Annotated in this window: 21 protein-coding genes and 2 pseudogenes; 14 read left to right on the top strand and 9 right to left on the bottom strand. The window is 69.1% G+C overall.

The genetic code is table 11. The features are described from left to right. The 5 genes and pseudogenes from AC1D01_RS01845 to AC1D01_RS01825 all read left to right on the top strand — a co-directional run. Positions 1-357: pseudogene (locus tag AC1D01_RS01845) on the top strand (DUF4350 domain-containing protein); the annotation flags it as partial. Between the two features lie 9 nt (positions 358-366). Then, entirely contained in the window at positions 367-1,359 is a 993-nt protein-coding gene (locus tag AC1D01_RS01840) for an AAA family ATPase (protein ID WP_477864408.1), read from the top strand. Positions 1,360-1,369: 10 nt separating this feature from the next. Further along, positions 1,370-2,728 carry a DUF58 domain-containing protein gene (locus tag AC1D01_RS01835; RefSeq protein WP_477864407.1) on the top strand — a complete coding sequence of 453 codons (1,359 nt, stop codon included), beginning with the start codon at positions 1,370-1,372 and terminating at the stop codon, positions 2,726-2,728. 133 nt (positions 2,729-2,861) lie between these two features. Beyond that, entirely contained in the window at positions 2,862-3,428 is a 567-nt protein-coding gene (locus AC1D01_RS01830) for a DUF805 domain-containing protein (RefSeq protein ID WP_477864406.1), read from the top strand. A 1-nt stretch (position 3,429) separates the two neighbouring features. Beyond that, positions 3,430-4,005, top strand: a complete 576-nt coding sequence (locus tag AC1D01_RS01825; protein WP_047508167.1) for a cob(I)yrinic acid a,c-diamide adenosyltransferase — start codon at positions 3,430-3,432, stop codon at positions 4,003-4,005. A gap of 9 nt (positions 4,006-4,014) precedes the next feature. On the opposite strand, the gene AC1D01_RS01820 is transcribed toward AC1D01_RS01825, so the two are convergent. Both AC1D01_RS01820 and AC1D01_RS01815 read right to left on the bottom strand, forming a co-directional pair. Further along, positions 4,015-4,299, bottom strand: a complete 285-nt coding sequence (locus AC1D01_RS01820) for an EF-hand domain-containing protein (RefSeq protein ID WP_047508166.1) — start codon at positions 4,297-4,299, stop codon at positions 4,015-4,017. 140 nt (positions 4,300-4,439) lie between these two features. Continuing rightward, positions 4,440-5,558 (bottom strand): 3-deoxy-7-phosphoheptulonate synthase, encoded by a 1,119-nt coding sequence (locus AC1D01_RS01815; protein ID WP_477864405.1) that lies wholly within the window; start codon positions 5,556-5,558, stop codon positions 4,440-4,442. 320 nt (positions 5,559-5,878) lie between these two features. On the opposite strand from AC1D01_RS01815, the gene AC1D01_RS01810 reads away from it, so the two are divergent. Both AC1D01_RS01810 and AC1D01_RS01805 read left to right on the top strand, forming a co-directional pair. Then, positions 5,879-6,670: a fumarylacetoacetate hydrolase family protein gene (locus tag AC1D01_RS01810; RefSeq protein WP_477864404.1), complete on the top strand. Its 792-nt coding sequence runs from the start codon at positions 5,879-5,881 to the stop codon at positions 6,668-6,670. A 113-nt stretch (positions 6,671-6,783) separates the two neighbouring features. Further along, a complete protein-coding gene (locus AC1D01_RS01805; RefSeq protein ID WP_477864403.1) occupies positions 6,784-7,446 on the top strand; it encodes a hypothetical protein in 663 nt (220 codons plus the stop codon). A gap of 31 nt (positions 7,447-7,477) precedes the next feature. Here the strand turns inward: AC1D01_RS01805 and tldD are convergent, their stop codons facing one another. Beyond that, the gene (tldD, locus tag AC1D01_RS01800; RefSeq protein WP_477864402.1) at positions 7,478-8,953 is read right to left on the bottom strand and encodes a metalloprotease TldD; all 1,476 of its coding nucleotides are present in this window, start codon (positions 8,951-8,953) and stop codon (positions 7,478-7,480) included. Between the two features lie 197 nt (positions 8,954-9,150). On the opposite strand from tldD, the gene AC1D01_RS01795 reads away from it, so the two are divergent. Beyond that, complete coding sequence (locus tag AC1D01_RS01795; protein ID WP_477864401.1) at positions 9,151-9,981, top strand: hypothetical protein; 831 nt, start codon at positions 9,151-9,153, stop codon at positions 9,979-9,981. A gap of 1 nt (position 9,982) precedes the next feature. On the opposite strand, the gene rsmI is transcribed toward AC1D01_RS01795, so the two are convergent. Next, entirely contained in the window at positions 9,983-10,903 is a 921-nt protein-coding gene (gene rsmI, locus AC1D01_RS01790; RefSeq protein ID WP_477864400.1) for a 16S rRNA (cytidine(1402)-2'-O)-methyltransferase, read from the bottom strand. Between the two features lies 1 nt (position 10,904). Here rsmI and AC1D01_RS01785 point away from each other — a divergent pair, with 1 nt between their 5' ends. The 3 genes from AC1D01_RS01785 (at position 10,905) to AC1D01_RS01775 (ending at position 12,610) form a co-directional block, all read left to right on the top strand. Further along, complete coding sequence (locus AC1D01_RS01785; RefSeq protein ID WP_477864399.1) at positions 10,905-11,276, top strand: YraN family protein; 372 nt, start codon at positions 10,905-10,907, stop codon at positions 11,274-11,276. A gap of 69 nt (positions 11,277-11,345) precedes the next feature. Further along, entirely contained in the window at positions 11,346-11,942 is a 597-nt protein-coding gene (locus AC1D01_RS01780) for a phosphoheptose isomerase (RefSeq protein ID WP_477864398.1), read from the top strand. Beyond that, positions 11,939-12,610 carry a BON domain-containing protein gene (locus AC1D01_RS01775; RefSeq protein WP_477864397.1) on the top strand — a complete coding sequence of 224 codons (672 nt, stop codon included), beginning with the start codon at positions 11,939-11,941 and terminating at the stop codon, positions 12,608-12,610. The genes AC1D01_RS01780 and AC1D01_RS01775 overlap by 4 nt, the downstream gene beginning before the upstream one ends. A gap of 22 nt (positions 12,611-12,632) precedes the next feature. On the opposite strand, the gene AC1D01_RS01770 is transcribed toward AC1D01_RS01775, so the two are convergent. From AC1D01_RS01770 to AC1D01_RS01755, 4 genes are read right to left on the bottom strand one after another with little or no spacing between them, the layout of a single operon-like run. Next, a complete protein-coding gene (locus AC1D01_RS01770) occupies positions 12,633-13,526 on the bottom strand; it encodes an NAD(P)-dependent oxidoreductase (RefSeq protein ID WP_477864396.1) in 894 nt (297 codons plus the stop codon). A gap of 13 nt (positions 13,527-13,539) precedes the next feature. Next, on the bottom strand, positions 13,540-14,676 hold the full coding sequence (locus AC1D01_RS01765) for a PilT/PilU family type 4a pilus ATPase (RefSeq protein WP_047508148.1): 1,137 nt from the start codon (positions 14,674-14,676) through the stop codon (positions 13,540-13,542). A gap of 18 nt (positions 14,677-14,694) precedes the next feature. After that, a complete protein-coding gene (locus AC1D01_RS01760; protein WP_082004502.1) occupies positions 14,695-15,348 on the bottom strand; it encodes a cyclic nucleotide-binding domain-containing protein in 654 nt (217 codons plus the stop codon). An 18-nt stretch (positions 15,349-15,366) separates the two neighbouring features. Beyond that, entirely contained in the window at positions 15,367-16,410 is a 1,044-nt protein-coding gene (locus AC1D01_RS01755) for a type IV pilus twitching motility protein PilT (RefSeq protein WP_056804275.1), read from the bottom strand. 101 nt (positions 16,411-16,511) lie between these two features. Here AC1D01_RS01755 and AC1D01_RS01750 point away from each other — a divergent pair, with 101 nt between their 5' ends. Continuing rightward, positions 16,512-17,198: a YggS family pyridoxal phosphate-dependent enzyme gene (locus tag AC1D01_RS01750; RefSeq protein WP_477864395.1), complete on the top strand. Its 687-nt coding sequence runs from the start codon at positions 16,512-16,514 to the stop codon at positions 17,196-17,198. Between the two features lie 7 nt (positions 17,199-17,205). On the opposite strand, the gene AC1D01_RS01745 is transcribed toward AC1D01_RS01750, so the two are convergent. Continuing rightward, positions 17,206-17,688: an Lrp/AsnC ligand binding domain-containing protein gene (locus AC1D01_RS01745; RefSeq protein ID WP_047510853.1), complete on the bottom strand. Its 483-nt coding sequence runs from the start codon at positions 17,686-17,688 to the stop codon at positions 17,206-17,208. A gap of 92 nt (positions 17,689-17,780) precedes the next feature. Between AC1D01_RS01745 and AC1D01_RS01740 the strand changes: the two genes are divergently transcribed. Beyond that, complete coding sequence (locus AC1D01_RS01740; protein ID WP_477864394.1) at positions 17,781-20,765, top strand: L-glutamate gamma-semialdehyde dehydrogenase; 2,985 nt, start codon at positions 17,781-17,783, stop codon at positions 20,763-20,765. A gap of 102 nt (positions 20,766-20,867) precedes the next feature. Continuing rightward, positions 20,868-21,479: pseudogene (locus tag AC1D01_RS01735) on the top strand (hypothetical protein); the annotation flags it as partial.

Raw genomic sequence — 21,479 nt, 5'->3', positions numbered from 1 at the left:
CGCTTCGGCCCGCTGACGGTGCCGACGCCGCCCGGCCGCCGCTCGATGGTCGAGCAGGTCACCGGCACCGCGCGCTTCCTGTGGCGCCACGGCCCGCTCGGCCTGCACGCGGCGCAGGTGCGTGCGCTCGACGAGACCGCGCGCCTGCACGTGATGCGCTACGACGAACTCGAGCGCAGCGCCCGCGCCTCGGCGATCGCGAAGCTGACCGGGCTGGACGCTGCGGCGCTCGGCCTCGCGCTCGACCGCGGCATCCCGCGCCGCCGCATCGACCTGCCGCCCGTGCTCGAACTGTTGGAAACCGCGCGCCGCCGTTTGCAGGCTTCGGCCGGGCGCGCACCGCACACCGCTTCCTGAGGACCCTCCATGCAGATCAAACCCACCGACCTGACCCGTGCCGCCGAGCTGCTGAACGAACTGCGCAGCGAGGTCGGCAAGGCCGTCGTCGGCCAGCAGCAGGCGGTGGATCAGTGCCTGGTCGCGCTGATGGCCAGCGGCCACGTGCTGATCGAAGGCGTGCCCGGCCTCGGCAAGACGCTGCTCGCGCGCACGCTGGCAAAGTCGCTGTCGCTGAACTACGCACGCGTGCAGTTCACGCCCGACCTGATGCCGTCGGACATCACCGGCCATGCGGTGCTGGAGGCGCGCGCCGAGGCGGGCTCGCCGGTCGGCGCGCTGCGCGTGCACCGCGGGCCGGTCTTCACCAACCTGCTGCTGGCCGACGAGATCAACCGCGCGCCGGCCAAGACGCAGAGCTCGCTGCTGGAGGTGATGCAGGAGTACCAGGTGACGATCGAGGGCCAGACGCTGCCGCTGGACAAGCCGTTCATGGTGCTCGCGACGCAGAACCCGGTCGACACCGAGGGCACCTACCCGCTGCCCGAGGCGCAGCTCGACCGCTTCCTGTTCAAGATCGACATCGGCTACCCGTCGCAGGACGAGGAGACCGCGATCGTGCGCCGCACCACCGAGCAGCTGGCCGGCGACCAGCTGCCGCTCGACGCGATCGCGCCGCGGCTGGACGAGCGCTCGGTGCTCGCGCTGCAGCGCCTGGTGTCGTTCATCCGCGTCGACGACAAGGTGCTCGACTACGCGGTGCGGCTGGCCCGCGCGACGCGCGTGTGGCCGGGCCTGTCGGCCGGTGCCGGCCCGCGCGGCGCGATCGCGCTGGTGCGCGCAGCGCGGGCGACCGCGATGATGCAGGCGCGCGATTTCGTGACGCCCGACGACGTGAAGCAGCATGCGCTGCCGGCCCTGCGCCACCGCGTGATGCTGGCGCCCGATGCCCAACTCGAAGGCCGCGCGCTCGGCGAGCTGCTGGCCGCGATGGTCGACAGCGTGGCCGCGCCGCGCCTGTGAACGGCCGCCGATGCGCCTGCGCCTGATCCCGAGCCGCGCCGCCGTGATGGTGGTGGCCGCCGCCGCGCTCGCGAGTGCGGTGGCGCTGCTGGCCGGCGTGCCGTCGGCGTGGGTGTCGGTCGCGGCCGGCGTGCTCGCGGCCGCGGGGCTGGCCTGGGCGCTGGCCGACCTGTGGCACACGCGCCGCAGCTGGGCGCGCGCGCCGCTGCGGCTGGAGCGGCGGCTGCCGCAGGCGCTCGCGATCGGCGTGCCGCGCGAGCTGGTGCTCAACCTCRTCAACGTGGCGACCTTGGGCTGGCGCGGCAGCGTGTTCGACGAGCTGGACGGCACGCTCGACTTCGACGGCCTGCCACGCAGCTTCCGCCTGCCGGGGCGCCGGCGCATCGAGCTGCGCTACCGCGTGACGCCGCGCCGGCGCGGCCCGGTGCGCTTCGGCGGCACCCAGCTGCGGCTGCGCTCGCGCGGCGGCAGCTTCGACTGGCTGCACCTGCTGGGCGAGCCGCAGCTGCTGCACGTGTACCCGAACTTCGCGGCGGTCGCGCGCTATGCGTGGCTGGCCGGCGACCGGCGGCTGTCGCAGATCGGCATCAAGACCTATGCGCAGCGCGGCGAGGGCACCGACTTCAAGCAGCTCGCCGACTACCAGAGCGGCGACCCGGTGCGCCACATCGACTGGAAGGCGACGCTGCGCCACGGCCGGCCGATCGTGCGGCAGTTCCAGGACGAGCGCGACCAGTGCGTGCTGTTCCTGCTCGACTGCGGCCGGCGGATGCGCGCCGACGAAGGGGCGACGAGCGCCGACGGCGGCCACTTCGACCAGGCGCTGAACGCGCTGATGCTGCTGACCCACGTCGCGCTGAAGGAGGGCGACGAGGTCGGCGCGCTGAGCTTCGGCCATGCGCCGGGGCAGCAGCGCCGCTTCGCGCCGCGCAAGGGGGCGGCGACGCTGAACGCGATGATGGCGCGGCTGTACGACATCGAGCCCGGCACCGACCACTCCGACTACCTCGAGGCGGCGCGCGACGTGATGCGGCTGCAGCGCAAGCGCGCGCTGGTGATCATGCTGACCAACTTCCGCGACGAGGATGCGGCCGAGCTGGTGCCGGCGCTGAAGCTGATGCGCACGCGCCACCTGGTGCTGGTGGCGAGCCTGCGCGAGCGGGTGCTGCGCGAGATCGCGGGCCAGCCGCTGGGGGTGGCCGAACGGGCGGTCGAGGTGGCCGGTGCGCACTGGTTCGAGCAGGCGCGGCGCGATGCCTTCCGGCGCGTGACCGGGCAGGACGCGCTGTCGGTCGACGTGGAGCCGCGCGACCTGCCGGTGGCGCTGGTGAACCGGTACCACGCGGTGAAGCGGTCGCGGCTGCTGTAGGTCGCCTCATCCATTCGCTTCATCCCCCAAGAATCCCCACTCGGGGGTGCTAGGCGCCGCAGGGGCGCTCCGCTACGATGGCCGCGCCGGTTTCCGGCCCACAACATCACATCATCCCGAGGAGAACTTCCGCATGGCCACTGCCAATCCCTCTGCCAATCCGTACCAGCCGCCGCGTGCGGCCGTTGCCGACATCGACCGAGCTTCGGGCGAGGTCCAGCCGATCAACCTGTGGTCCGCGCGTGGCCGCATCGGCCGCCTGCGCTATTTGGCCTACCTCGGTGCCAGCTACCTGCTGATGCTGCCGGTGTTCCTCGTGGCCGGCCTGATCATGGCCTTGACCAATTCGCCGTTCGTGGCGATGGCGATCTATGCCGTGGTCGGCATCGTCTACGCGGTCTGGGCCGTCATGATGATGATCCAGCGCTCGCACGACATGGGCTGGACCGGCTGGACGGTGCTGCTCGCGATCATTCCCTTTGTCGCGCTGATCTGGCTCTTCAAGGCCGGCACGCCGGGCCGCAACGAGTACGGCGCACCGCCGCCGCCGAACACCCGCGCGGTGAAGATCCTGGCCTGGGTCTTCCCGGCGTTCTTCGTGCTCGGCATCGTCGCGGCGATGGCGCTGCCGGCCTACCAGCAGTACACGATGCGCGCCAAGGCGGCACAGATCCAGGCGCAACCGCAGCAGCAGCCCTGAGATGGCGAATCGACTCACCCAGATCGCCACCCGCACCGGTGACGACGGCAGCACCGGCCTCGGCGACGGCACGCGCGTGCCGAAGGACCACCTGCGCGTGCAGGCGATGGGCGATGTCGACGAGTTGAACTCCACGCTCGGCGTGCTGCTCGCCGAGCCGCTGCCCGACGAGGTGCGCGAGCTGCTGGTCGTGATCCAGCACGAGCTGTTCAACCTCGGCGGCGAGTTGTCGATCCCCGGCTACGAGCTGCTGAAGGGCGATGCGGTGCTGCGCCTGGACGAGGCGCTGGCCCACCACAATGCCGCGCTGCCCCGGCTGAAGGAGTTCATCCTGCCGGCGGGCACGCGCAGCGCGGCGATCGCGCACGTGGGGCGCACCATCGCGCGGCGCGCCGAGCGCGCGGTGGTGGCGCTGGGGGCGCAAGAAGCGGTGCGGGCCGAGCCGCGGCAGTACCTGAACCGGCTGAGCGACCTGCTGTTCGTGCTGGCGCGCGTGCTGAACCGCGCCAACCTCGACGGGCTGGGCGGCGACGACGTGTACTGGCGCAGCGAGCGGCTGGCACGCGACGCGGACTGAGCCGCGCGGTCAGGGCGCCGCGTAGTACCCGACCGCGAACTCCGCGAGCGTCAGCTGGCCGTCGTGGTCGGCATCCAGCTTGTCGAACATCGACGCGATCACCGGCAGGCGTTCGGCTTCCTCGCGCGACAGCTTGCCGTCGCCGTTCACGTCGACGCGGGTGAACACGGCCTCCATCGCGGCCTTGTCCTTGGCCGAGGGCTCGGCCGCCGGCGTCACGGCCGAGGCCAGCAGCGCCGCGCCACCCAGCGTCAGGGCCAGCAGGCTGCTGCGAATGCGGTGCGGCGTGGTCATGGCGTGCCCCCGGGCAAGTGGATCGGACGCCGATTGCACCCGATTCGCTGCGCCAGGGCCAGTCTTCTTGCCAGGGCTTACCCGCGCTACATCTGCGTGACCGCCCTTACATGCGCAGATATGCTGCGCTTGGGTGCGGCTCAGCTGCGGCGCGCCTTGACCGCGTGGTGCAGCACGTCGAGCACCGTCAGCGAATCGTTCCAGCCGATGCAGGCGTCGGTGATGCTCTGGCCGTAGGCGAGCTGGGCCGGATCGTCCTTGCCGGCGCTGAACTTCTGCGCCCCGGCGTTCAGGTGGCTCTCGACCATCACGCCGAAGATGCGGCGGCTGCCGCCGGCGACCTGGCCGGCGATGTCGCGCGCGACGTCGATCTGGCGCTCGTGCTGCTTGCTGCTGTTGGCGTGCGAGCAGTCGACCATCAGCGACGGGTTCAGCTTCGCGGCTTCGAGGTCCTTGCAGGCCGCCTCGACGTGGACGGCGTCGTAGTTGGGCGTCTTGCCGCCGCGCAGGATCACGTGGCAGTCGGGGTTGCCGCGCGTCTCGACGATCGCGACCTGGCCGTTCTTGTGCACCGACAGGAAGTGGTGCGCGCGGGCCGCGGCCTGGATCGCGTCGGTGGCGATGCGGATGTTGCCGTCGGTGCCGTTCTTGAAGCCGATCGGCGCCGACAGGCCCGAGGCCAGTTCGCGGTGCACCTGGCTCTCGGTGGTGCGCGCGCCGATCGCGCCCCAGGAGATCAGGTCGCCGATGTACTGCGGCGAGATCACGTCGAGGAACTCGCTGCCGGCCGGCATGCCCAGTCGGTTGATCTCGGTCAGCAGCTGGCGCGCGATGCGCAGGCCCTCGTCGATGCGGTAGCTCTCGTCGAGGTAGGGGTCGTTGATCAGGCCCTTCCAGCCGACGGTGGTGCGCGGCTTCTCGAAGTAGACGCGCATCACGATCTCGAGCGTGTCGGCGTACTTCAGGCGCTGCTCGCGCAGCTTGCGGGCGTACTCGACGGCGGCGACCGGGTCGTGGATCGAGCACGGTCCCATCACGACGAGCAGGCGGTCGTCACGGCCGGCGACGATGTTCTTGATGCGCTGGCGGGTGTCGGCGATCAGCGTTTCGGCGGCCGTGCCGCGGATCGGGAAGAAGCGAACCAGGTGTTCGGGCGGGGGCAGCGGAGTCACGTCCTGGATCCTTTCGTCGTCGGTCTGGCCTGTCTTGTCGATGGGCGCATACCAACCCTCCGTGGCGCTGGCGGACTTGGCGTTCATGGGCGTGATCTCCTGCTGGGATGGGAAGGTGGAACTTCGGGAGGGCAAAAAAAAACCGCCGGGGGAGCCCGGCGGTTTGGTGAGTTCTTTGCGTTTGTGTCTTACAGCCTACGCGCTGACCTCTCCTCCGCCGGGCGGTGCGAGAACCAAAAGTAGGCAAAGAAGAAGGACGGGACGAAACGCATGGGCGCGAATGTAGCACGGCCTCCGGATCGGCCGTCAAGCTCGTTTTTTGCACAGGTGTTTGCCGTCGCGGGGAAATTGACAGCGCTGCGCGGGCGCGGGTCAATGGCGGTTTGCCGACAAGACAGGAGACAAGCATGGACCGACGACACCTGATTTCCACCAGCGCCGTGATGGGCCTGGGCGCCGTGGCCGGTTGCGCCACCGACAGCCGTGTCGGTGCGGCCGGCGGCGCGAAGACCGCGTTCGACGTGCCGCAGCCGACGCTGCCGGTGGTCGGCAGCGCCGAGCTGTTCCCGGTGCGCCGCATCTACTGCATCGGCCGCAACTACGCGGCGCATGCGCGCGAGATGGGGTCGGATCCGACCCGCGAGCCGCCGTTCTTCTTCCAGAAGCCGAGCGATGCGGTGCAGTTCGTCGCGCCCGGCAGCACCGGCGAGCACCCGTACCCGCCGCTGACGAAGAACTACCACTACGAGATCGAGCTCGTCGCGGCGCTGCACCGCGGCGGGCGCAACGTGCCGCCGGAGCAGGCGCTCGATCTCGTCTACGGCTATGCGATCGGGCTGGACATGACGCGCCGCGACCTGCAACGCGCGATGGGCGACGAGAAGAAGCCGTGGGAGATCGGCAAGAGCTTCGACCGCTCGGCACCGATCGGGCCGATCCACCGCGTGGCGCAGGTCGGGCATTTCACGCAGGGCTCGATCACGCTGAAGGTGAACGGCCAGCTCAAGCAGAACGCCGACCTGAAGCAGATGATCTGGAGCGTGGCCGAGCAGATCAGCAAGCTCTCGCAGGCCTTCGAGCTGAAGCCCGGCGACATCATCTTCAGCGGCACGCCGGAGAATGTGGGGCCGGTGGTGCCGGGGGATGTGATGCAGGGGGAGATCGCGGGCTTGCCGGTGTTGAGCGTGCGGGTGGCCTGACGGAACGAATCCCGCGGCGCGGGCACAGAGTGGGCAACGCCGCGGGCATGGCGATGGAACGTCGCGATGCAACGCAGTGCGCGGGCGTTGGCATCGCAACTACCTCATGCACCATGGCCTTCAACACCATCGAACGCAAACGCAGCAGTTCACCGGCGACCGAGCAGTCTTCGCCACCGCCCTCGCCGACCAGCGCATCGGCGCAGAAGACGGCGATATCGAATGCAAGGCACACGGTGTCCGCCCTGGTCACCGACTCGCTCACGATCGATGCGGAACGCCAGGTGCGGTTGGACGCGAAACTGGCCGAAAAAATATCAGATTACGAGGGGCAGATCGCGCAGCTGAAAACCTCTCCCCGCAAGGCCTGTGCAGAAGAGATCGCGGCGCTCCAGCAGAAGGTGGCTGCGCTGCGGCAGGGCGATCGGCGGCCCGTCTCCGTCACATTGCCTCCGCTGAGAAAATTGCCTCCCGAGAAGAAGCGATCGATGCGTACGGTTCGATGGTCACTGTCACCGCGCAGCACGTCCGACCAGATCAATGTGAGCCCCAGAGCCTCGCAGACCGCACGCTCCGAATCGAAGCGAACCAAGGATCAGCGGAGGTACTGGGCGCTGATGGAGGAGCGGAAACCGTTGGTGCAGGCACTGCACCGCATTGACAACGAACTCCTGACCTTGGCGGCGGAATTGAACCTGCCGCCACCGAAGCCGCCAGCCGTCAAGCCCCCGCTGCCCAGCGGGCGGAGCGACATGCAGCCCCCGAGCCAGCTGTGACGGCCCGGCGCTTGGCGCTTGGCGCCGCCCGTCAGGCCGTCCCGCCCACCGTCATCTTGTCGATGCGCAAGGTGGGCTGCCCCACCCCCACCGGCACGCTCTGCCCTTCCTTGCCGCACACGCCGACGCCGGTGTCGAGCTTCATGTCGTTGCCGATCATGCTGACGCGGGTCAGCGCGTCGGGGCCGTTGCCGATGATGGTGGCGCCCTTCACCGGGTACTGGATCTTGCCGTTCTCGACCCAGAAGGCTTCCGACGCGGAGAACACGAACTTGCCGCTGGTGATGTCGACCTGCCCGCCGCCGAAGTTGGTGGCGTACAGCCCGCGCTTCAGGCCGGCGATGATCTCTTCCTTGGTCTTGTCGCCGCCCAGCATGTAGGTGTTGGTCATGCGCGGCATCGGCACGGCCGCATAGCTCTCGCGGCGGCCGTTGCCGGTCGGCGCGACGCCCATCAGGCGGGCGTTCATCGAATCCTGGATGTAGCCCTTCAGGATGCCGTCCTCGATCAACACGTTGCGCTGCGTGGCATTGCCTTCGTCGTCGACGTTCAGCGAGCCGCGGCGGTCGGGCAGCGTGCCGTCGTCGAGCACGGTGACGCCCTTGGCCGCCACGCGCTGGCCGATGCGGCCGCTGAAGGCGCTGGAGCCCTTGCGGTTGAAGTCGCCCTCGAGCCCGTGGCCGATGGCCTCGTGCAGCAGCACGCCGGGCCAGCCCGGGCCGAGCACGACGCTCATCTCGCCGGCCTTGGCCGGGCGCGATTCGAGGTTGGTGAGGGCCGCCTTGACGGCATCGTTGACGTAGCTCTCGATGATGTTGTCGTGGAAGTAGCCGAGCCCGAAGCGGCCGCCGCCGCCGCCGGAGCCGACCTCGCGGCGCACCTCGCCGGCGATGGTCTGCTCGGCGATCACGGTGACCGACAGCCGCACCAGCGGCCGCACGTCGGCGGCCAGCGTGCCGTCGGCACGGGCGACCAGCACCACGTCGTATTCGGCGGCGATGCCGGCCATCACCTGCTTGATGCGCGGATCCTTGGCGCGGGCGAGCTTCTCGACGCGCTCCAGCAGCGCGACCTTCTGCGTGCTGTCGAGCGTGGCGATCGGGTCCATCGGCGCATAGAGCACGCGGCTGCCGGCGATCTTCGGCGTGCCGCCGATCTTGACCGTGCGGCTCTGGCCGGCCGCGGCGATGGTGCGCACGGTGGCGGCCGCATCGAGCAGCGCGGCCTCGGAGATGTCGTCGGAGTAGGCGAAGGCAGTCTTCTCGCCGGCCACCGCGCGCACGCCGACGCCCTGGTCGATGCCGAAGCTGCCGCTCTTCACGATGCCTTCCTCGAGGCTCCAGCCTTCGCTGCGCGTGTACTGGAAGTAGAGGTCGGCGTCGTCGATGCGGTGCGTCGCGATGGCCTGCAGGGCCTGCGAGAGCGTGGCATCGGTCAGGCCGAAGGGTTCGAGCAGCAGCGAGCGGGCAACGGCCAGTCGTTCGAGGGTGGGTTCGCGCGAGATCATGGCGGCGGCTCCTGTGGGGTGGTGGGGCATTCTAGGAGCGTGCGCACGAAAGCTTGCCGGGACGGGCTTTGGCGCTCAGGGGAATGCAGGGAACGATGAACGAGGACGGACGGAACCGTTCATCTGGCACTGTTACTCAGGGTGGGTTCCAGCTGTCGCGTGCTGGACGACCCACCCACGGCACGACAGGAGTTTCCTTGAGCACCACCCGGTTTCCACCAGCATCGCCACGGATCATCAAGAGCCCGCGCTCGCCGGAGAAGACAGCCAGCAAGAAGAGTGTGAAGAAGCTCTCCCTGGAACGCAGGAATTCCAAGGACACCGTCGTGTCTCAGATGGGTGGCTTCAAGAAGTTGGAAGTGCCACGAGGGCAGGAAGTGGTTATCACACCCGTGAGGCTGACGAAGGCGCAAAGGAAGAAGCTGGAAGAAGAGGCGGGGGGATCGGAGAACGAGGGATTGACTGTCAAAGATCTGACGCAGGATCAGATCTTGGCGCAGAAGCAGCAGTTGACACGACTGGGAATTCCTCCGTTGGACCTGCCCGCCGAAGACAAGGCTTCCCATCCTTCTCCGCGCATCTCGCAATCACCACGACCCGCCACGTCGCCACACCGCCATGGCGCGAAGAAGCCGGTGCTGGCGTCGACGCCGCGTGTCCTTCCCGATACGCCGCGCGTGGCAAGTCCAAGGAGCAAGACCCCGCGCGAGTCGCGCCGCCTCATGCCAGGCCGTTCCGAGGTTTCCACGGCGACGCGGGGTGATCCTGCCAATGCGCGTTTGGAATACCTGGATCTCAAGCTCGGCTTCAAGCGCGAGGAGGTCGACGGCCTCAAGCGCCAGTACGAGGCAGCGAAGCAAGGCCTGGGACTGCTTCAGCAGAAGAGGGACCAACTGGCGGCGAGGACCTTCCACGGCGCTCGTTCCGAACATGCTCGGGACGAAGAGGGAGCGAAGGCGAACGCTTACGAGGAGATCGACGAGATGATCGGCATCCTGCAACTGGAGGACGAACATCGCCAGCAATAGCTCACACCTCGCCGGCACCCTCGCCTTCGCGCTTGAGCCGCAGCGCCTGCTCATACAGCACATTGCGGGGTTGACCCGTCAGGCTGGCCGCCAGCGACACGGCTTGCTTGAGTGGCAATTCCGCGAGCAGTGTTTGCAGCGTCGTGGTGGCGTGCGCTTCGTCATCGCCGACGGCCTGCGCTTGCCCATGGAGCACGAGCACGAATTCGCCACGCACGCGGTTGGCGTCCGCGGCAAGCCATGCCGGCAGTTGATCGGCCGGCATCGTCGCGACGCCCTCGAACTGCTTGGTCAGCTCGCGGCACACCGTCAGCGGTCGCGCACCGCACGCGGCGGCCATCGCGGTTGCCAACGCCTCGATCCGATGCGGCGCCTCGAACAGCACCTGCGCAGTGGCACGCGCCGCCACCGCAGACAGCGCACGCTGCCGCTCCCCACCCTTCGCCGGCAGGAAGCCGACGAACTCGAAGCCGCCCGTGACGGCATCCCCCGCCACGCTCAACGCCGCCAACGCACTGCTGGCGCCCGGGAGCGGCACGCACCGGTACCCCGCCCCCTGCGCAGCAGCCACCAGCACCGCCCCCGGATCGCTCACCGCCGGCGTCCCCGCATCGCTCACATACGCCACCCGCTCACCCCGCGCCAGCCGTGCCAGCACCGCCTGCGCCGCCTCGCGCTCGTTGTGCTCGTGCACCGCGAGCAGCGGCTTGTCGAGCCCCAGGTGGCGCATCAGCTGCGCGCTGTGCCGCGTGTCCTCGCAGGCCACCGCGTCGACCAGCGACAGCACGTGGATCGCGCGCAAGGTGATGTCGGCCAGGTTGCCGATCGGCGTCGCGACCACATAGAGCGCGCCGGCGGGATACTGCTGCGCGCCCGCCGCCGCTTCGGCAGCCTTCAGCAACAACGATGAGTCCAGGGTCACGATGGTCCAGACGACGAAGGAGGTGGGAGACGACGGCGAGGCCCGGGCGCTCGCGCACCTGCTGCGTCACGGCCTCGTGCTGGTGCGGCGCAATTATCGGGTCGCGGCCGGCCCGCGCGCCCGCGGCGGCGAGGTCGACCTGATCCTGCGCGAGCGCGACGGCACGCTGGTGTTCGTCGAGGTGCGGGCCCGCGCCCGGCTCGGCCACGGCGGCGCGGCAGCAAGCGTCGGGGGCATCAAGCAACGTCGTGTCATCTTCGCGGCGCACCATTTCCTGCGCAGCTACCCGACCCTGCCGCCCTGCCGCTTCGACGTGGTGGCCATCGATGGCGAGCACCTGGAATGGCTGAAGGCGGCCTTCGATGCAGGTTGAAAGGGGTTGAGCGGGCGGTCACACCCCTCGGAACCAAGCTGGTGCACCCGTGTCATATGATCCATGCCCATGCTTGAACAACGAATCCAGCAACAATTCTTCGACAGCGCCGACCTGAAGTACGCCGCCGCCGAGATCCTCTCCCGTCCCATCGCCGATGCCGTCAGTGCCGTCGTCGGCAGCATCACCTCCGGCGGCAAGGTGCTGGCCTGCGGCAACGGCGGCTCGGCGAGCGATGCCCAACACTTCGCGGCCGAGTTCGTCGGCCGCTTCGAGCGCGAACGCCCTGGCCTCGCCGCGATCGCGCTGACCACCGACACGTCGATCCTGACGGCGATCGGCAACGACTACGATTTCAACGTGATCTTCTCGAAGCAGGTGCAGGCGCTCGGCGCCCCCGGCGACGTGCTGATCGCGATCACCACCAGCGGCAACTCCGCCAACGTGCTGGCCGCGGTCGAGGCCGCCCACGCGAAGGAGATGACCGTGATCGCCCTCACCGGCCGCGGTGGCGGCAAGATGGCGGGCGAACTCACCGAAACCGACGTGCACATCTGCGTGCCCCACGAACGCACCGCGCGCATCCAGGAAGTCCACATCCTCGCGCTGCATTGCCTGTGCGATGCGGTCGATCTGCAATTGCTGGGTGAACAGGAAAACACATGAAGTCTCTCTCGTCCCTCTCTCGCTTTTCTCCCCTCACCGTCGTCGTGGCCGCCGTCGTGGCCACCTCCAGCCTGTCCGGCTGCGCCGCCTTCTTCATCGGCGGCGCGATGGTCGGCGGCACGCTGGTCGCGACCGACCGCCGCACCTCCGGCGCCCAGATCGAAGACCAGTCCATCGAGCTGAAGGGCGGCAAGCGCCTGAGCGAGGTCACCGATCAGCAGAAATCGCGCGTCAGCATCACCAGCTACAACCGCATGGTGCTGCTGACCGGCGAGGTGCAGACCGACACCGAGAAAGCCGCCGCCGAACAGGCCGTGACGCAGCTCGAGAACGTGCGCACCGTCGTCAACGAGATCACGCTGGCCGGCAACAACACCTTCAGCCGCAGCGGCGCGAGCGATGCGCTGCTCACCAGCAAGGTCAAGGCGACGCTGATCGATGCGCGCGACGTGATGGCCAACGCGTTCAAGGTGGTCACCGAGCGCGGCACCGTCTACCTGATGGGCGTCGTCACGCAGCGCGAGGCCGACCGCGCGACCGACCTGGCGCGCAGCATCAGCGGCGTGCAGAAGGTGGTGCGGGTGTTCGAGATCGTCAGCGAAGACGAACTCGCGCGGCTGCGCCCGGCCGACCCGCCGAAGCCGGCGACGTCGTCGAACAAGCCCTGATCAGAGCAGGCCTTGACGGGCCTTACTTGAGTCGGGTGATGAGGCTGGAGGTGTCCCAGCGCTGGCCGCCGGTGGCCTGCACGTCGGCATAGAACTGGTCGACCAGCGCGGTGACCGGCAGCCGCGCGCCGTTGCGCTTGGCCTCGTCGAGCACCAGGCCCAGGTCCTTGCGCATCCAGTCGACCGCGAAGCCGAAGTCGAACTTGCCGTCGATCATCGTCGGCCCGCGGTTGTCCATCTGCCAGCTCTGCGCGGCGCCCTTGCCGATCACGCCGAGCACGGCCTTCATGTCGAGCCCGGCCTTCTGGCCGAACGCGACCGCCTCGRCCAGGCCCTGCACCAGCCCGGCGATGCAGATCTGGTTCACCATCTTGGCCAGTTGGCCGGCACCGCTCTCGCCGAGCAGCGTGACGGCCTTCGCAAACGCCATCGCGACCGGCTGGGCCTTCGCGAACGCGCCGGCCTCACCGCCGCACATCACGGTCAGCGCGCCGTTGATCGCGCCCAGGTTGCCGCCGGACACCGGCGCATCGATGAAGTGCAGGCCGAGCGGGCGGGCGGCGGCATCGAGCTCGCGCGCCACCTCGGCCGAGGCGGTGGTGTGGTCGACGAAGATCGCCCCCGGCTTCATGCCGGCGAAGGCGCCTTCGGGCCCGGTGGTCACCGCGCGCAGGTCGTCGTCGTTGCCGACGCAGGCGAACACCAGGTCGGCGCCGGCCACCGCGGCTTTCGGCGTCGCGGCGCTCGCGCCGCCATATTCCTTCACCCACTGCGCCGCCTTGGCCGCGGTGCGGTTGTAGACGGTCACGCGGTGCCCGGCGCGCGCCAGGTGCCCGGCCATCGGGTGGCCCATCACGCCCAGGCCCAGGAAGGCCACGGTCTGCGCGGCGATCGGCTCGTAGGTCTTGGTGCTCATCGCGGGCGTGTCCTCAGACGATGGTCAGGTGTTCGGTGCCGGCCGACAGGTCGCTGCTGCGCGCGCGGTTGCTGTTCAGCTTGATCTGCAGCCGCAGGTCGTTCACCGAATCGGCGTTGCGCAGCGCGTCTTCGTAGGTCACCAGGTGGTTCTCGTAGAGGTCGAACAGGCTCTGGTCGAAGGTCTGCATGCCCAGCTCGCGCGACTTCTTCATGATCTCCTTGATCTCGGAGACCTCGCCCTTGAAGATCAGCTCGGAGATCAGCGGCGTGTTCAGCATGATCTCCACCGCGGCGATCCGCCCGCGGCCTTCCTGGCGCGGCAGCAGGCGCTGCGACACCAGCGATTTCAGGTTCAGCGACAAGTCCATCAGCAGCTGGGCGCGGCGTTCTTCGGGGAAGAAGTTGATGATCCGGTCGAGCGCCTGGTTGGCGCTGTTGGCGTGCAGCGTGGCCATGCACAGGTGGCCGGTCTCGGCGAATGCCACCGCGTGCTCCATGGTCTCGCGGTCGCGGATTTCGCCCATCAGGATCACGTCGGGCGCCTGGCGCAGCGTGTTCTTCAGCGCCTGGCCCCAGCCCTCGGTGTCGAGGCCGACCTCGCGCTGCGTGACGATGCAGTTCTTGTGCGGGTGCACGAACTCGACCGGGTCTTCGATCGTGATGATGTGGCCGTACGAGTTCTCGTTGCGGAAGTCGACCATCGCCGCCAGCGAGGTGCTCTTGCCCGAGCCGGTGGCGCCGACGAAGATCACGAGACCGCGCTTGGTCATCGTCACGTCCTTCAGCACCTGCGGCAGGTTCAGGCTGTCGATGGTCGGCAGCGTCTGCGGAATCGTCCGCATCACCAGCCCGACATGGCCCTGCTGCACGAAGGCATTCACGCGGAAGCGGCCGATGCCCTGCGGCGAGATCGCGAAGTTGCACTCCTTGGTGCGCTCGAACTCGGCGGCCTGCTTGTCGTTCATCACCGAGCGCGTCAATGCCAGTGTGTGCTGGCCGGTCAGCGGCTGCGGCGACACCTTGGTGACCTTGCCGTCGACCTTGATGGCCGGCGGGAAGTCCGCGGTGAGGAACAAGTCGGACCCGTTGCGCGACACCATCAGGCGCAGCAGGTCGTTGACGAATTTCGATGCCTGGTCTCTTTCCATGATGCTTCCTCTGGCCCGTCAGGTGCTGGACAACAAGGCACTCAGCCGGGCGCTGACCTGCCGCAAACGCAATGACAAACGCCGCGACAGCGAGGCCAGCAGGGCCAGGCCGAGTCGCGGCTCGAACATGATCATCTCATCCAATCGCTGCGCATCCACCACCGCGAGGGTACACGGCGTCAGCGTGGTGCAGGCGGAGAAGCGGGCGCCCGCGTCGAGCAGCGACATCTCGCCCAGCATGTCGCCGGCCCGCGCCTCGGCCAGCCGGGCCCGCCCGCCCCAGGGCTGGATGCGGTCGACGGCCAGCGTGCCGTCGAGCACGATCAGCATGTAGTCGCCCTGCTCGTCCTGGCCGATCACTTCCTTGTTGGCCGGCACCTGCACGAACTGCAGGTACTGGCTCATGCGCTGCAGCTCGTCGGGGCTGAGTGCCGCCACGTAGCGGTCGGCGCCCCACAGCCGGGCGAACAGCGGCTCGGCCTGCTTGCGCTCGATCGGGGTGGCGCCCACCGCCGGGGCGCGCGCGGCCCAGGTGGCCAGCTCCTGCGTGTCTTCGGCGCGGTCGGCGAACTGGGTCGAGAAGAAGCCGGATTCGCTGAGGCCTGCGTCTTCCTTCGACACCGCGGGCGTGTCGTCGCCGCCGCGCTTCAGGCGATCAAAGAGTCGTTTCACGCGGCACCTGGGGGCGGATCAGCCGGGGAAGTTTTCGGGGAACTTCGCCTTCGAGCGCGCTTCGGCCGGCGAGATGATGTTGCGGCGAACCAGGTCCGACAGGTTCTGGTCGAGCGTCTGCATGCCCACGGTGTTGCCGGTCTGGATCGATGAATACATCTGCGCGATCTTGTTCTCGCGGATCAGGTTGCGGATGGCCGCGGTGCCCAGCATGATCTCGTGCGCCGCGGCGCGGCCGCTGCCGTCCTTCAGCTTGCACAGCGTCTGCGAGATCACGCCGATCAGCGATTCCGACAGCATCGAACGCACCATTTCCTTCTCGGCGGCCGGGAACACGTCGACCACGCGGTCGATGGTCTTGGCGGCCGAGCTGGTGTGCAGCGTGCCGAACACCAGGTGGCCCGTCTCGGCGGCGGTCAGCGCGAGGCGGATGGTTTCCAGGTCGCGCATTTCGCCGACCAGGATGCAGTCCGGGTCTTCGCGCAGCGCCGAGCGCAGCGCGTTCGCGAAGCTCAGCGTGTGCGGGCCGACCTCGCGCTGGTTGACCAGGCACTTCTTGGATTCGTGCACGAACTCGATCGGGTCTTCGACCGTCAGCACGTGGCCGTACTCGTTTTCGTTCAGGTGGTTGACCATCGCGGCCAGCGTGGTCGATTTGCCCGAGCCGGTCGGGCCGGTGACGAGCACCAGGCCGCGCGGCTTCAGCGCGAGCTCGGCGAACACCTTGGGCGTGTTGAGCTGCTCGAGCGTCAGGATCTTCGACGGAATGGTCCGGAACACGGCGCCGGCGCCGCGGTTCTGGTTGAAGGCGTTGACCCGGAAGCGAGCCAGGCCCTGGATCTCGAACGAGAAGTCGCACTCGAGCGTTTCTTCGTAGTTCTTGCGCTGCGAGTCGTTCATGATGTCGTAGACCATCTCGTGCACCTGCTTGTGCTCGAGCGGGTCGACATTGATGCGGCGCACATCGCCGTGCACGCGGATCATCGGCGGCAGCCCTGCCGACAAGTGAAGGTCGGAGGCCTTGTTCTTGACCGAGAACGCGAGCAGTTGGGTGATGTCCATGGGGTGCTTGTAAGAGGTTGTGAGCGGCCACCTCGTCGGCGCGGCTCGCTGCGCCGCCTTTCCCGGGTGTCCCTGGTGGCTTGGGATAGGCTCGGGGAATTATGGCGACGATTGCTTCGAACATACAACAAGTGCACCAACGCATCACGCAGGCGTGTGTGCTCTCACAACGCCCCGTGCGAAGCGTCACGCTGCTGAGTGTTACCAAAACCTTCGGGCCGCAGGCCGTGCGCGAGGCCTTTGCCGCCGGCGAACGCCGCTTCGGCGAGAACTACGTGCAGGAGGGCGTCGACAAGATCGCCGCGCTGGCCGAGCTGCGCAGCGAGATCGAATGGCACCTGATCGGCCCGTTGCAGAGCAACAAGACGCGCGTCGTCGCCGAGCAGTTCGACTGGGTGCACACGGTCGACCGGCTGAAGATCGCGCAGCGCCTGGCCGAGCAGCGGCCTGCCCATCTGGCACCGCTGCAGCTGTGCCTGCAGGTCAACATCAGCGGCGAGGCGAGCAAGAGCGGGCTGGCGCCGGGCGAGGTGGCCGAGGTGGCGCGCGAGGTGGCCGGCCTGCCGGGGGTGCGGCTGCGCGGGCTGATGGCGATTCCGGAGCCGGCGGCTGACCCCGAGGCGCAGCGCGTACCGCACCGGGCGCTGCGGCAACTGCTGGAGCAACTGAACGCCGGCGGCCTCACGCTCGACACCTTGTCGATGGGCATGTCGACCGACCTCGACGCGGCGATCGCCGAGGGCGCGACGATGGTGCGCGTCGGCAGCGCAATATTCGGCGGTCGCTGAACAGGCGTCAGATCGGTAGCGCGGTGGTGTTCTTCACCTCCTCCATCACCGCATACGTGTGCGTCTCCCGCACCCCCGGCAGGCTCCAGATCACCGAGCCGATCAGCTCGCGGTACGAGCCCATGTCGGCCACGCGCGTCTTGATCAAGTAGTCGAAGCCGCCCGCCACCAGGTGGCATTCGAGGATCTCCGGGCGCACCTGCACCGCCGCCTTGAAGGCCTTCATGACGTCCGGCGTCGTGCGGTCGAGCACCACCTCGATGAAGACCATCATTCCCGCGCCGAGCTTGTCGGGGTTCAATCGCGCCTCGTAGCCGAGGATGAAGCCGTCGCGCGTCAGCCGCTTCACCCGCTCCAGCACGGCGGTCGGCGACAGGTGCACCGTCTCGGCGAGCTTCAGGTTCGAGATGCGCCCGTCCTGCTGCAGCGCGCCCAGGATGCGGGCATCGATCTTGTCGAGCGTGGCAGGCAGGCTGTGATTGCTTTTCATGGTGAATGAATTCGAGGGCTGGCTTTTTGTCGGTGATTAATTCATGTAATCAGCAGATACGCTAGTAGAACTAACACCAATGGTGACCCAAGATGATTTTTTTGCCGCCGGCTCGCGCCCGCCTGCCCTACCCGTACCGCGCTGAACTGGAGTTGTTAGCAAGCCTGACGCCACCCYTCGCGCAGGCGCTGGACTGGGCGGCGGTGCAGCAGGCGGCCCGCCCCTGGGTGCAGGCGGTGCGCGACAAGCCGGCACCGTTCTGGGCGATGGAGTCGCTGCTGCGGGAATACCCGATTTCCAGCGCCGAGGGGTTGGCGCTGATGCGGCTGGCCGAGGCGCTGCTGCGCGTGCCCGACGCCGAGACCGCGATCGCGCTGACGGCCGACCAGCTCGGCAAGGCGGAATTCGATGCGTCGTCGGGCGGGCCGCACCAGATGCTGGCGAGCCTGTCGGCCAGCGCGATCTCGCTGTCGAAGAAATTCCTGCCGCAGGCCGACGCCGATGCCGGGCTGTTCAAGCGCCTCGGCGCGCAGACGGTGGTGGCCGCGACGGTGCGCGCGATCCAGCTGCTCGGCCGGCAGTTCGTGCTCGGCCGCGACATCGCCGAGGCGATGGGCGAGGCGGCCGCCGCCCGCAAGCAGCACGCCGGGCTGCGCTTCAGCTACGACATGCTCGGCGAGGGCGCGCGCACCGAGGCCGATGCGCGCCGCTACCTGGCGTCGTACGCGAAGGCGATCGAGGCGATCGGCGGGGGCCGCGTCGCCGCCGGGCCGGAAGCGGCCGACGGCATCTCGATCAAGCTCAGCGCGCTGTTCTCGCGCTATGAAGACGCGCAGCGCGAGCGGGTCGGCGCCGAGCTGCTGCCCCGCGTGTGGCAGCTGATCGAGCAGGCCGCGCGCGCCAACATCAACCTGACGATCGACGCCGAAGAGAGCGACCGCCTGGAACTCTCGCTCGACGTGCTGGAGGCGCTGGCCGAGCGCATCGCGCAGCAGTTCCCGCAATGGCGCGGCTTCGGCCTCGCGGTGCAGGCCTACCAGACGCGGGCGCTGCAGGTGGTCGACGAGGTCGCGCGCATCGCCCGCCGGCACGGCCTGAAGTTCATGGTGCGGCTGGTCAAGGGCGCCTACTGGGATGGCGAGATCAAGCGCGCGCAGGAGCTGGGCCTGGCCGGCTACCCGGTGTTCACGCACAAGCACCACACCGACATCTCGTACCTCGCCTGCGCCCGCGCGCTGATCGGGCATGCGGACGTCATCTACCCGCAGTTCGCGACCCACAACGCCGGCACCATCGCGGCGATCCTGCAGATGGCGCGGGCGGCCGGTGCGCCGTTCGAGATGCAACGGCTGCACGGGATGGGCGAGGGCGTCTATCGAGAAGTCATGCGCGATGCCGGCATCCCGGTGCGCGTCTACGCCCCGGTCGGCGAGCACCGCGACCTGCTGGCCTACCTGGTGCGCCGGCTGCTGGAGAACGGCGCCAATTCGTCGTTCGTGCACCAGCTGTCGGACGACGAGGTACCGGTTGAGCAGTTGCTCGCGTCGCCGCTGGTGCCGGCGGCCGCGATCGGCCAGCCGCTGCCGCGCGCGCTGTATGGCGACGGCGCGCGCGTCAACTCGCGCGGCGCCGACCTGGCCTGCCTCGAGGAGCGGGCGCCGCTGGACGCGGCCGTGACCGCGACCGTCGTCGAGCCGGTGCGCGAATCCGCCGTGGCCGACGTGGCCGATGCGATGGCGCGGCTGCACGCCGGCTTCGAGGCCTGGAACGCCGTGCCGCTGGCAGAACGCGCCGCCGTGCTGCGCCGTGCCGCCGATGCGCTCGAGGCCCGCCTGCCCGAGTTCTGCGGCCTGCTCGTCAAGGAAGCGCACAAGACGCTGGGCGACTGCGTGGCCGAGGTGCGCGAGGCGGTCGACTTCTGCCGCTACTACGCCGACCAGGCCGAGGCGCGGCTGGCCCCGCAGACCCTTCCCGGCCCGACCGGCGAGAGCAACGCACTGCAGCTGCACGGCCGCGGCGTGTTCGTCTGCATCAGCCCGTGGAACTTCCCGCTCGCGATCTTCGCCGGCCAGGTGGTGGCCGCGCTGGTGGCCGGCAACGCGGTGGCGGCCAAGCCGGCCGAGCAGACGCCTGCTGTCGCGCAGCGCTTGGTCGCGCTGCTGCACGTTGCCGGCGTGCCGCGCGACGCGCTCGCGATGCTGCACGGCCCCGGCGAGACGGTCGGCGCGGCGCTGGTCGCCGACGCACGCACCGCCGGCGTGTGCTTCACCGGCTCGACCGCGGTCGCGAGGATCATCAACCGCACGCTCGCGGCGAAGGACGGCCCGATCGTGCCGCTGATCGCCGAGACCGGCGGCATCAACGCGATGCTGGTCGACAGCACCGCGCTGCCGGAGCAGGTGGTCGACGCCGTCGTGCAGAGCGCGTTCCGTTCGGCCGGCCAGCGCTGCTCGGCGCTGCGGCTGCTGTGCGTGCACGAGGGCGTGGCCGACGGCGTGATCGAGATGGTGCGCGGCGCGCTGGCCGAGCTGCGCGTCGACGACCCCGCGCTGCTCTCCACCGACGTCGGGCCCGTGATCGACGACGAGGCCTTTCTCGGCATCCGCGGCCACGTCGAGCGGCTGCGCGGCAGCGCGGCGCTGATCGGCGAGGCGCCGGTGGCCTCRGCCTTCCCGCGCCTGGTCGCACCGGTCGCGTTCGAACTGCCGCGCGTCGCCGACGTGCGGCAGGAGATCTTCGGCCCGGTGCTGCACGTGGTGCGCTGGCGCGGCGACGCGGCCGACGTGATCGCGCAGGTCAACGCGCTCGGCTACGGGCTGACGCTGGGCATCCAGACGCGCGTCGACAGCCGCGCGCTGCGGCTGGCGCAGGCGGCGCGCATTGGCAACGTCTACGTCAACCGCAACATGATCGGTGCGGTGGTCGGCGTGCAGCCGTTCGGCGGCGAGGGGCTGAGCGGCACCGGCCCGAAGGCCGGCGGGCCGCACTACCTCTACCGCTTCTGCGCCGAGCAGACGCTGACGATCAACACCGCGGCGGCCGGCGGCAACGCGGCCTTGCTGGCCGGGGGCCACTGAAATCCTGGACAAATGACCCGGTCAAGGCGACCGGCAGCACGTCGAAATGCCTGACACGGCCCCCGCTTCGGGCGCCGTTCCAGGTGTTGCCGAGGTGTTGCGATGAAGTCGATCAAGTCCGTGTTGTTGCTGTTCCTGGCCGTGTTCGTGGTGGCGATGCTGGTGCTGCATGCCAGTGCCCGCTGGAGCAGCGAGCGCATGCAGGCGCAGGCGCGCCAGGTGTTCGTCGCGAAGGACGTGACCGCCGACGTGCTGCCGCCGCCGATGTACCTGATCGAGGCGCGGCTGGTGCTGTCGCAGGCGCTCGAAGGGACGCTGGCGCCGGCCGACGCGGGCCGCGGTTTCGACGCGCTCTTCGACGCCTATGGCGCCCGCGTCGAGTACTGGCGTACCCATCCGCCCTACGGACTGGAGCGCGAGCTGCTCGGCGAACAGCACGAGGCGGCGCAGCGCTTCTTCCAGGCGGCCCGCGCCCAGGTGCTGCAGCCGCTGCGCGACGGGCGCATCGACGCGGCACGCGCCGCGCTGCCGGCGGTGCAGGCCCACTACGAGGCGCACCGGCGCGGCGTCGACCGCACCGTCGAGCGTTCGAACGCGTTCGCCGAAGAGAACATCGCCGGCTTCGACGGCATCGTCGCGACCAACGACCGCACGGCCCTCGCGGTGCTGGGCGGCGCGCTGCTCACCAGCGCCGCACTGTTCGCGCTGGTGTGG

Source organism: Rhizobacter sp. P3_B12 (assembly GCF_056402895.1).
This window is presented reverse-complemented; position numbering and strand designations above follow the sequence as displayed.

Excerpts from the sequence above, each read along its gene's own strand:
- AC1D01_RS01840 (WP_477864408.1), top strand. The coding sequence starts at position 367 with ATGCAGATCAAACCCACCGACCTGACCCGTGCCGCCGAGCTGCTGAAC.
- AC1D01_RS01830 (WP_477864406.1), top strand. The coding sequence starts at position 2,862 with ATGGCCACTGCCAATCCCTCTGCCAATCCGTACCAGCCGCCGCGTGCG.
- AC1D01_RS01825 (WP_047508167.1), top strand. The coding sequence starts at position 3,430 with ATGGCGAATCGACTCACCCAGATCGCCACCCGCACCGGTGACGACGGC.
- AC1D01_RS01820 (WP_047508166.1), bottom strand. The coding sequence starts at position 4,299 with ATGACCACGCCGCACCGCATTCGCAGCAGCCTGCTGGCCCTGACGCTG.
- AC1D01_RS01815 (WP_477864405.1), bottom strand. The coding sequence starts at position 5,558 with ATGAACGCCAAGTCCGCCAGCGCCACGGAGGGTTGGTATGCGCCCATC.
- AC1D01_RS01810 (WP_477864404.1), top strand. The coding sequence starts at position 5,879 with ATGGACCGACGACACCTGATTTCCACCAGCGCCGTGATGGGCCTGGGC.
- AC1D01_RS01805 (WP_477864403.1), top strand. The coding sequence starts at position 6,784 with ATGGCCTTCAACACCATCGAACGCAAACGCAGCAGTTCACCGGCGACC.
- tldD (WP_477864402.1), bottom strand. The coding sequence starts at position 8,953 with ATGATCTCGCGCGAACCCACCCTCGAACGACTGGCCGTTGCCCGCTCG.
- AC1D01_RS01785 (WP_477864399.1), top strand. The coding sequence starts at position 10,905 with ATGGTCCAGACGACGAAGGAGGTGGGAGACGACGGCGAGGCCCGGGCG.
- AC1D01_RS01780 (WP_477864398.1), top strand. The coding sequence starts at position 11,346 with ATGCTTGAACAACGAATCCAGCAACAATTCTTCGACAGCGCCGACCTG.
- AC1D01_RS01775 (WP_477864397.1), top strand. The coding sequence starts at position 11,939 with ATGAAGTCTCTCTCGTCCCTCTCTCGCTTTTCTCCCCTCACCGTCGTC.
- AC1D01_RS01765 (WP_047508148.1), bottom strand. The coding sequence starts at position 14,676 with ATGGAAAGAGACCAGGCATCGAAATTCGTCAACGACCTGCTGCGCCTG.
- AC1D01_RS01755 (WP_056804275.1), bottom strand. The coding sequence starts at position 16,410 with ATGGACATCACCCAACTGCTCGCGTTCTCGGTCAAGAACAAGGCCTCC.
- AC1D01_RS01750 (WP_477864395.1), top strand. The coding sequence starts at position 16,512 with ATGGCGACGATTGCTTCGAACATACAACAAGTGCACCAACGCATCACG.
- AC1D01_RS01745 (WP_047510853.1), bottom strand. The coding sequence starts at position 17,688 with ATGAAAAGCAATCACAGCCTGCCTGCCACGCTCGACAAGATCGATGCC.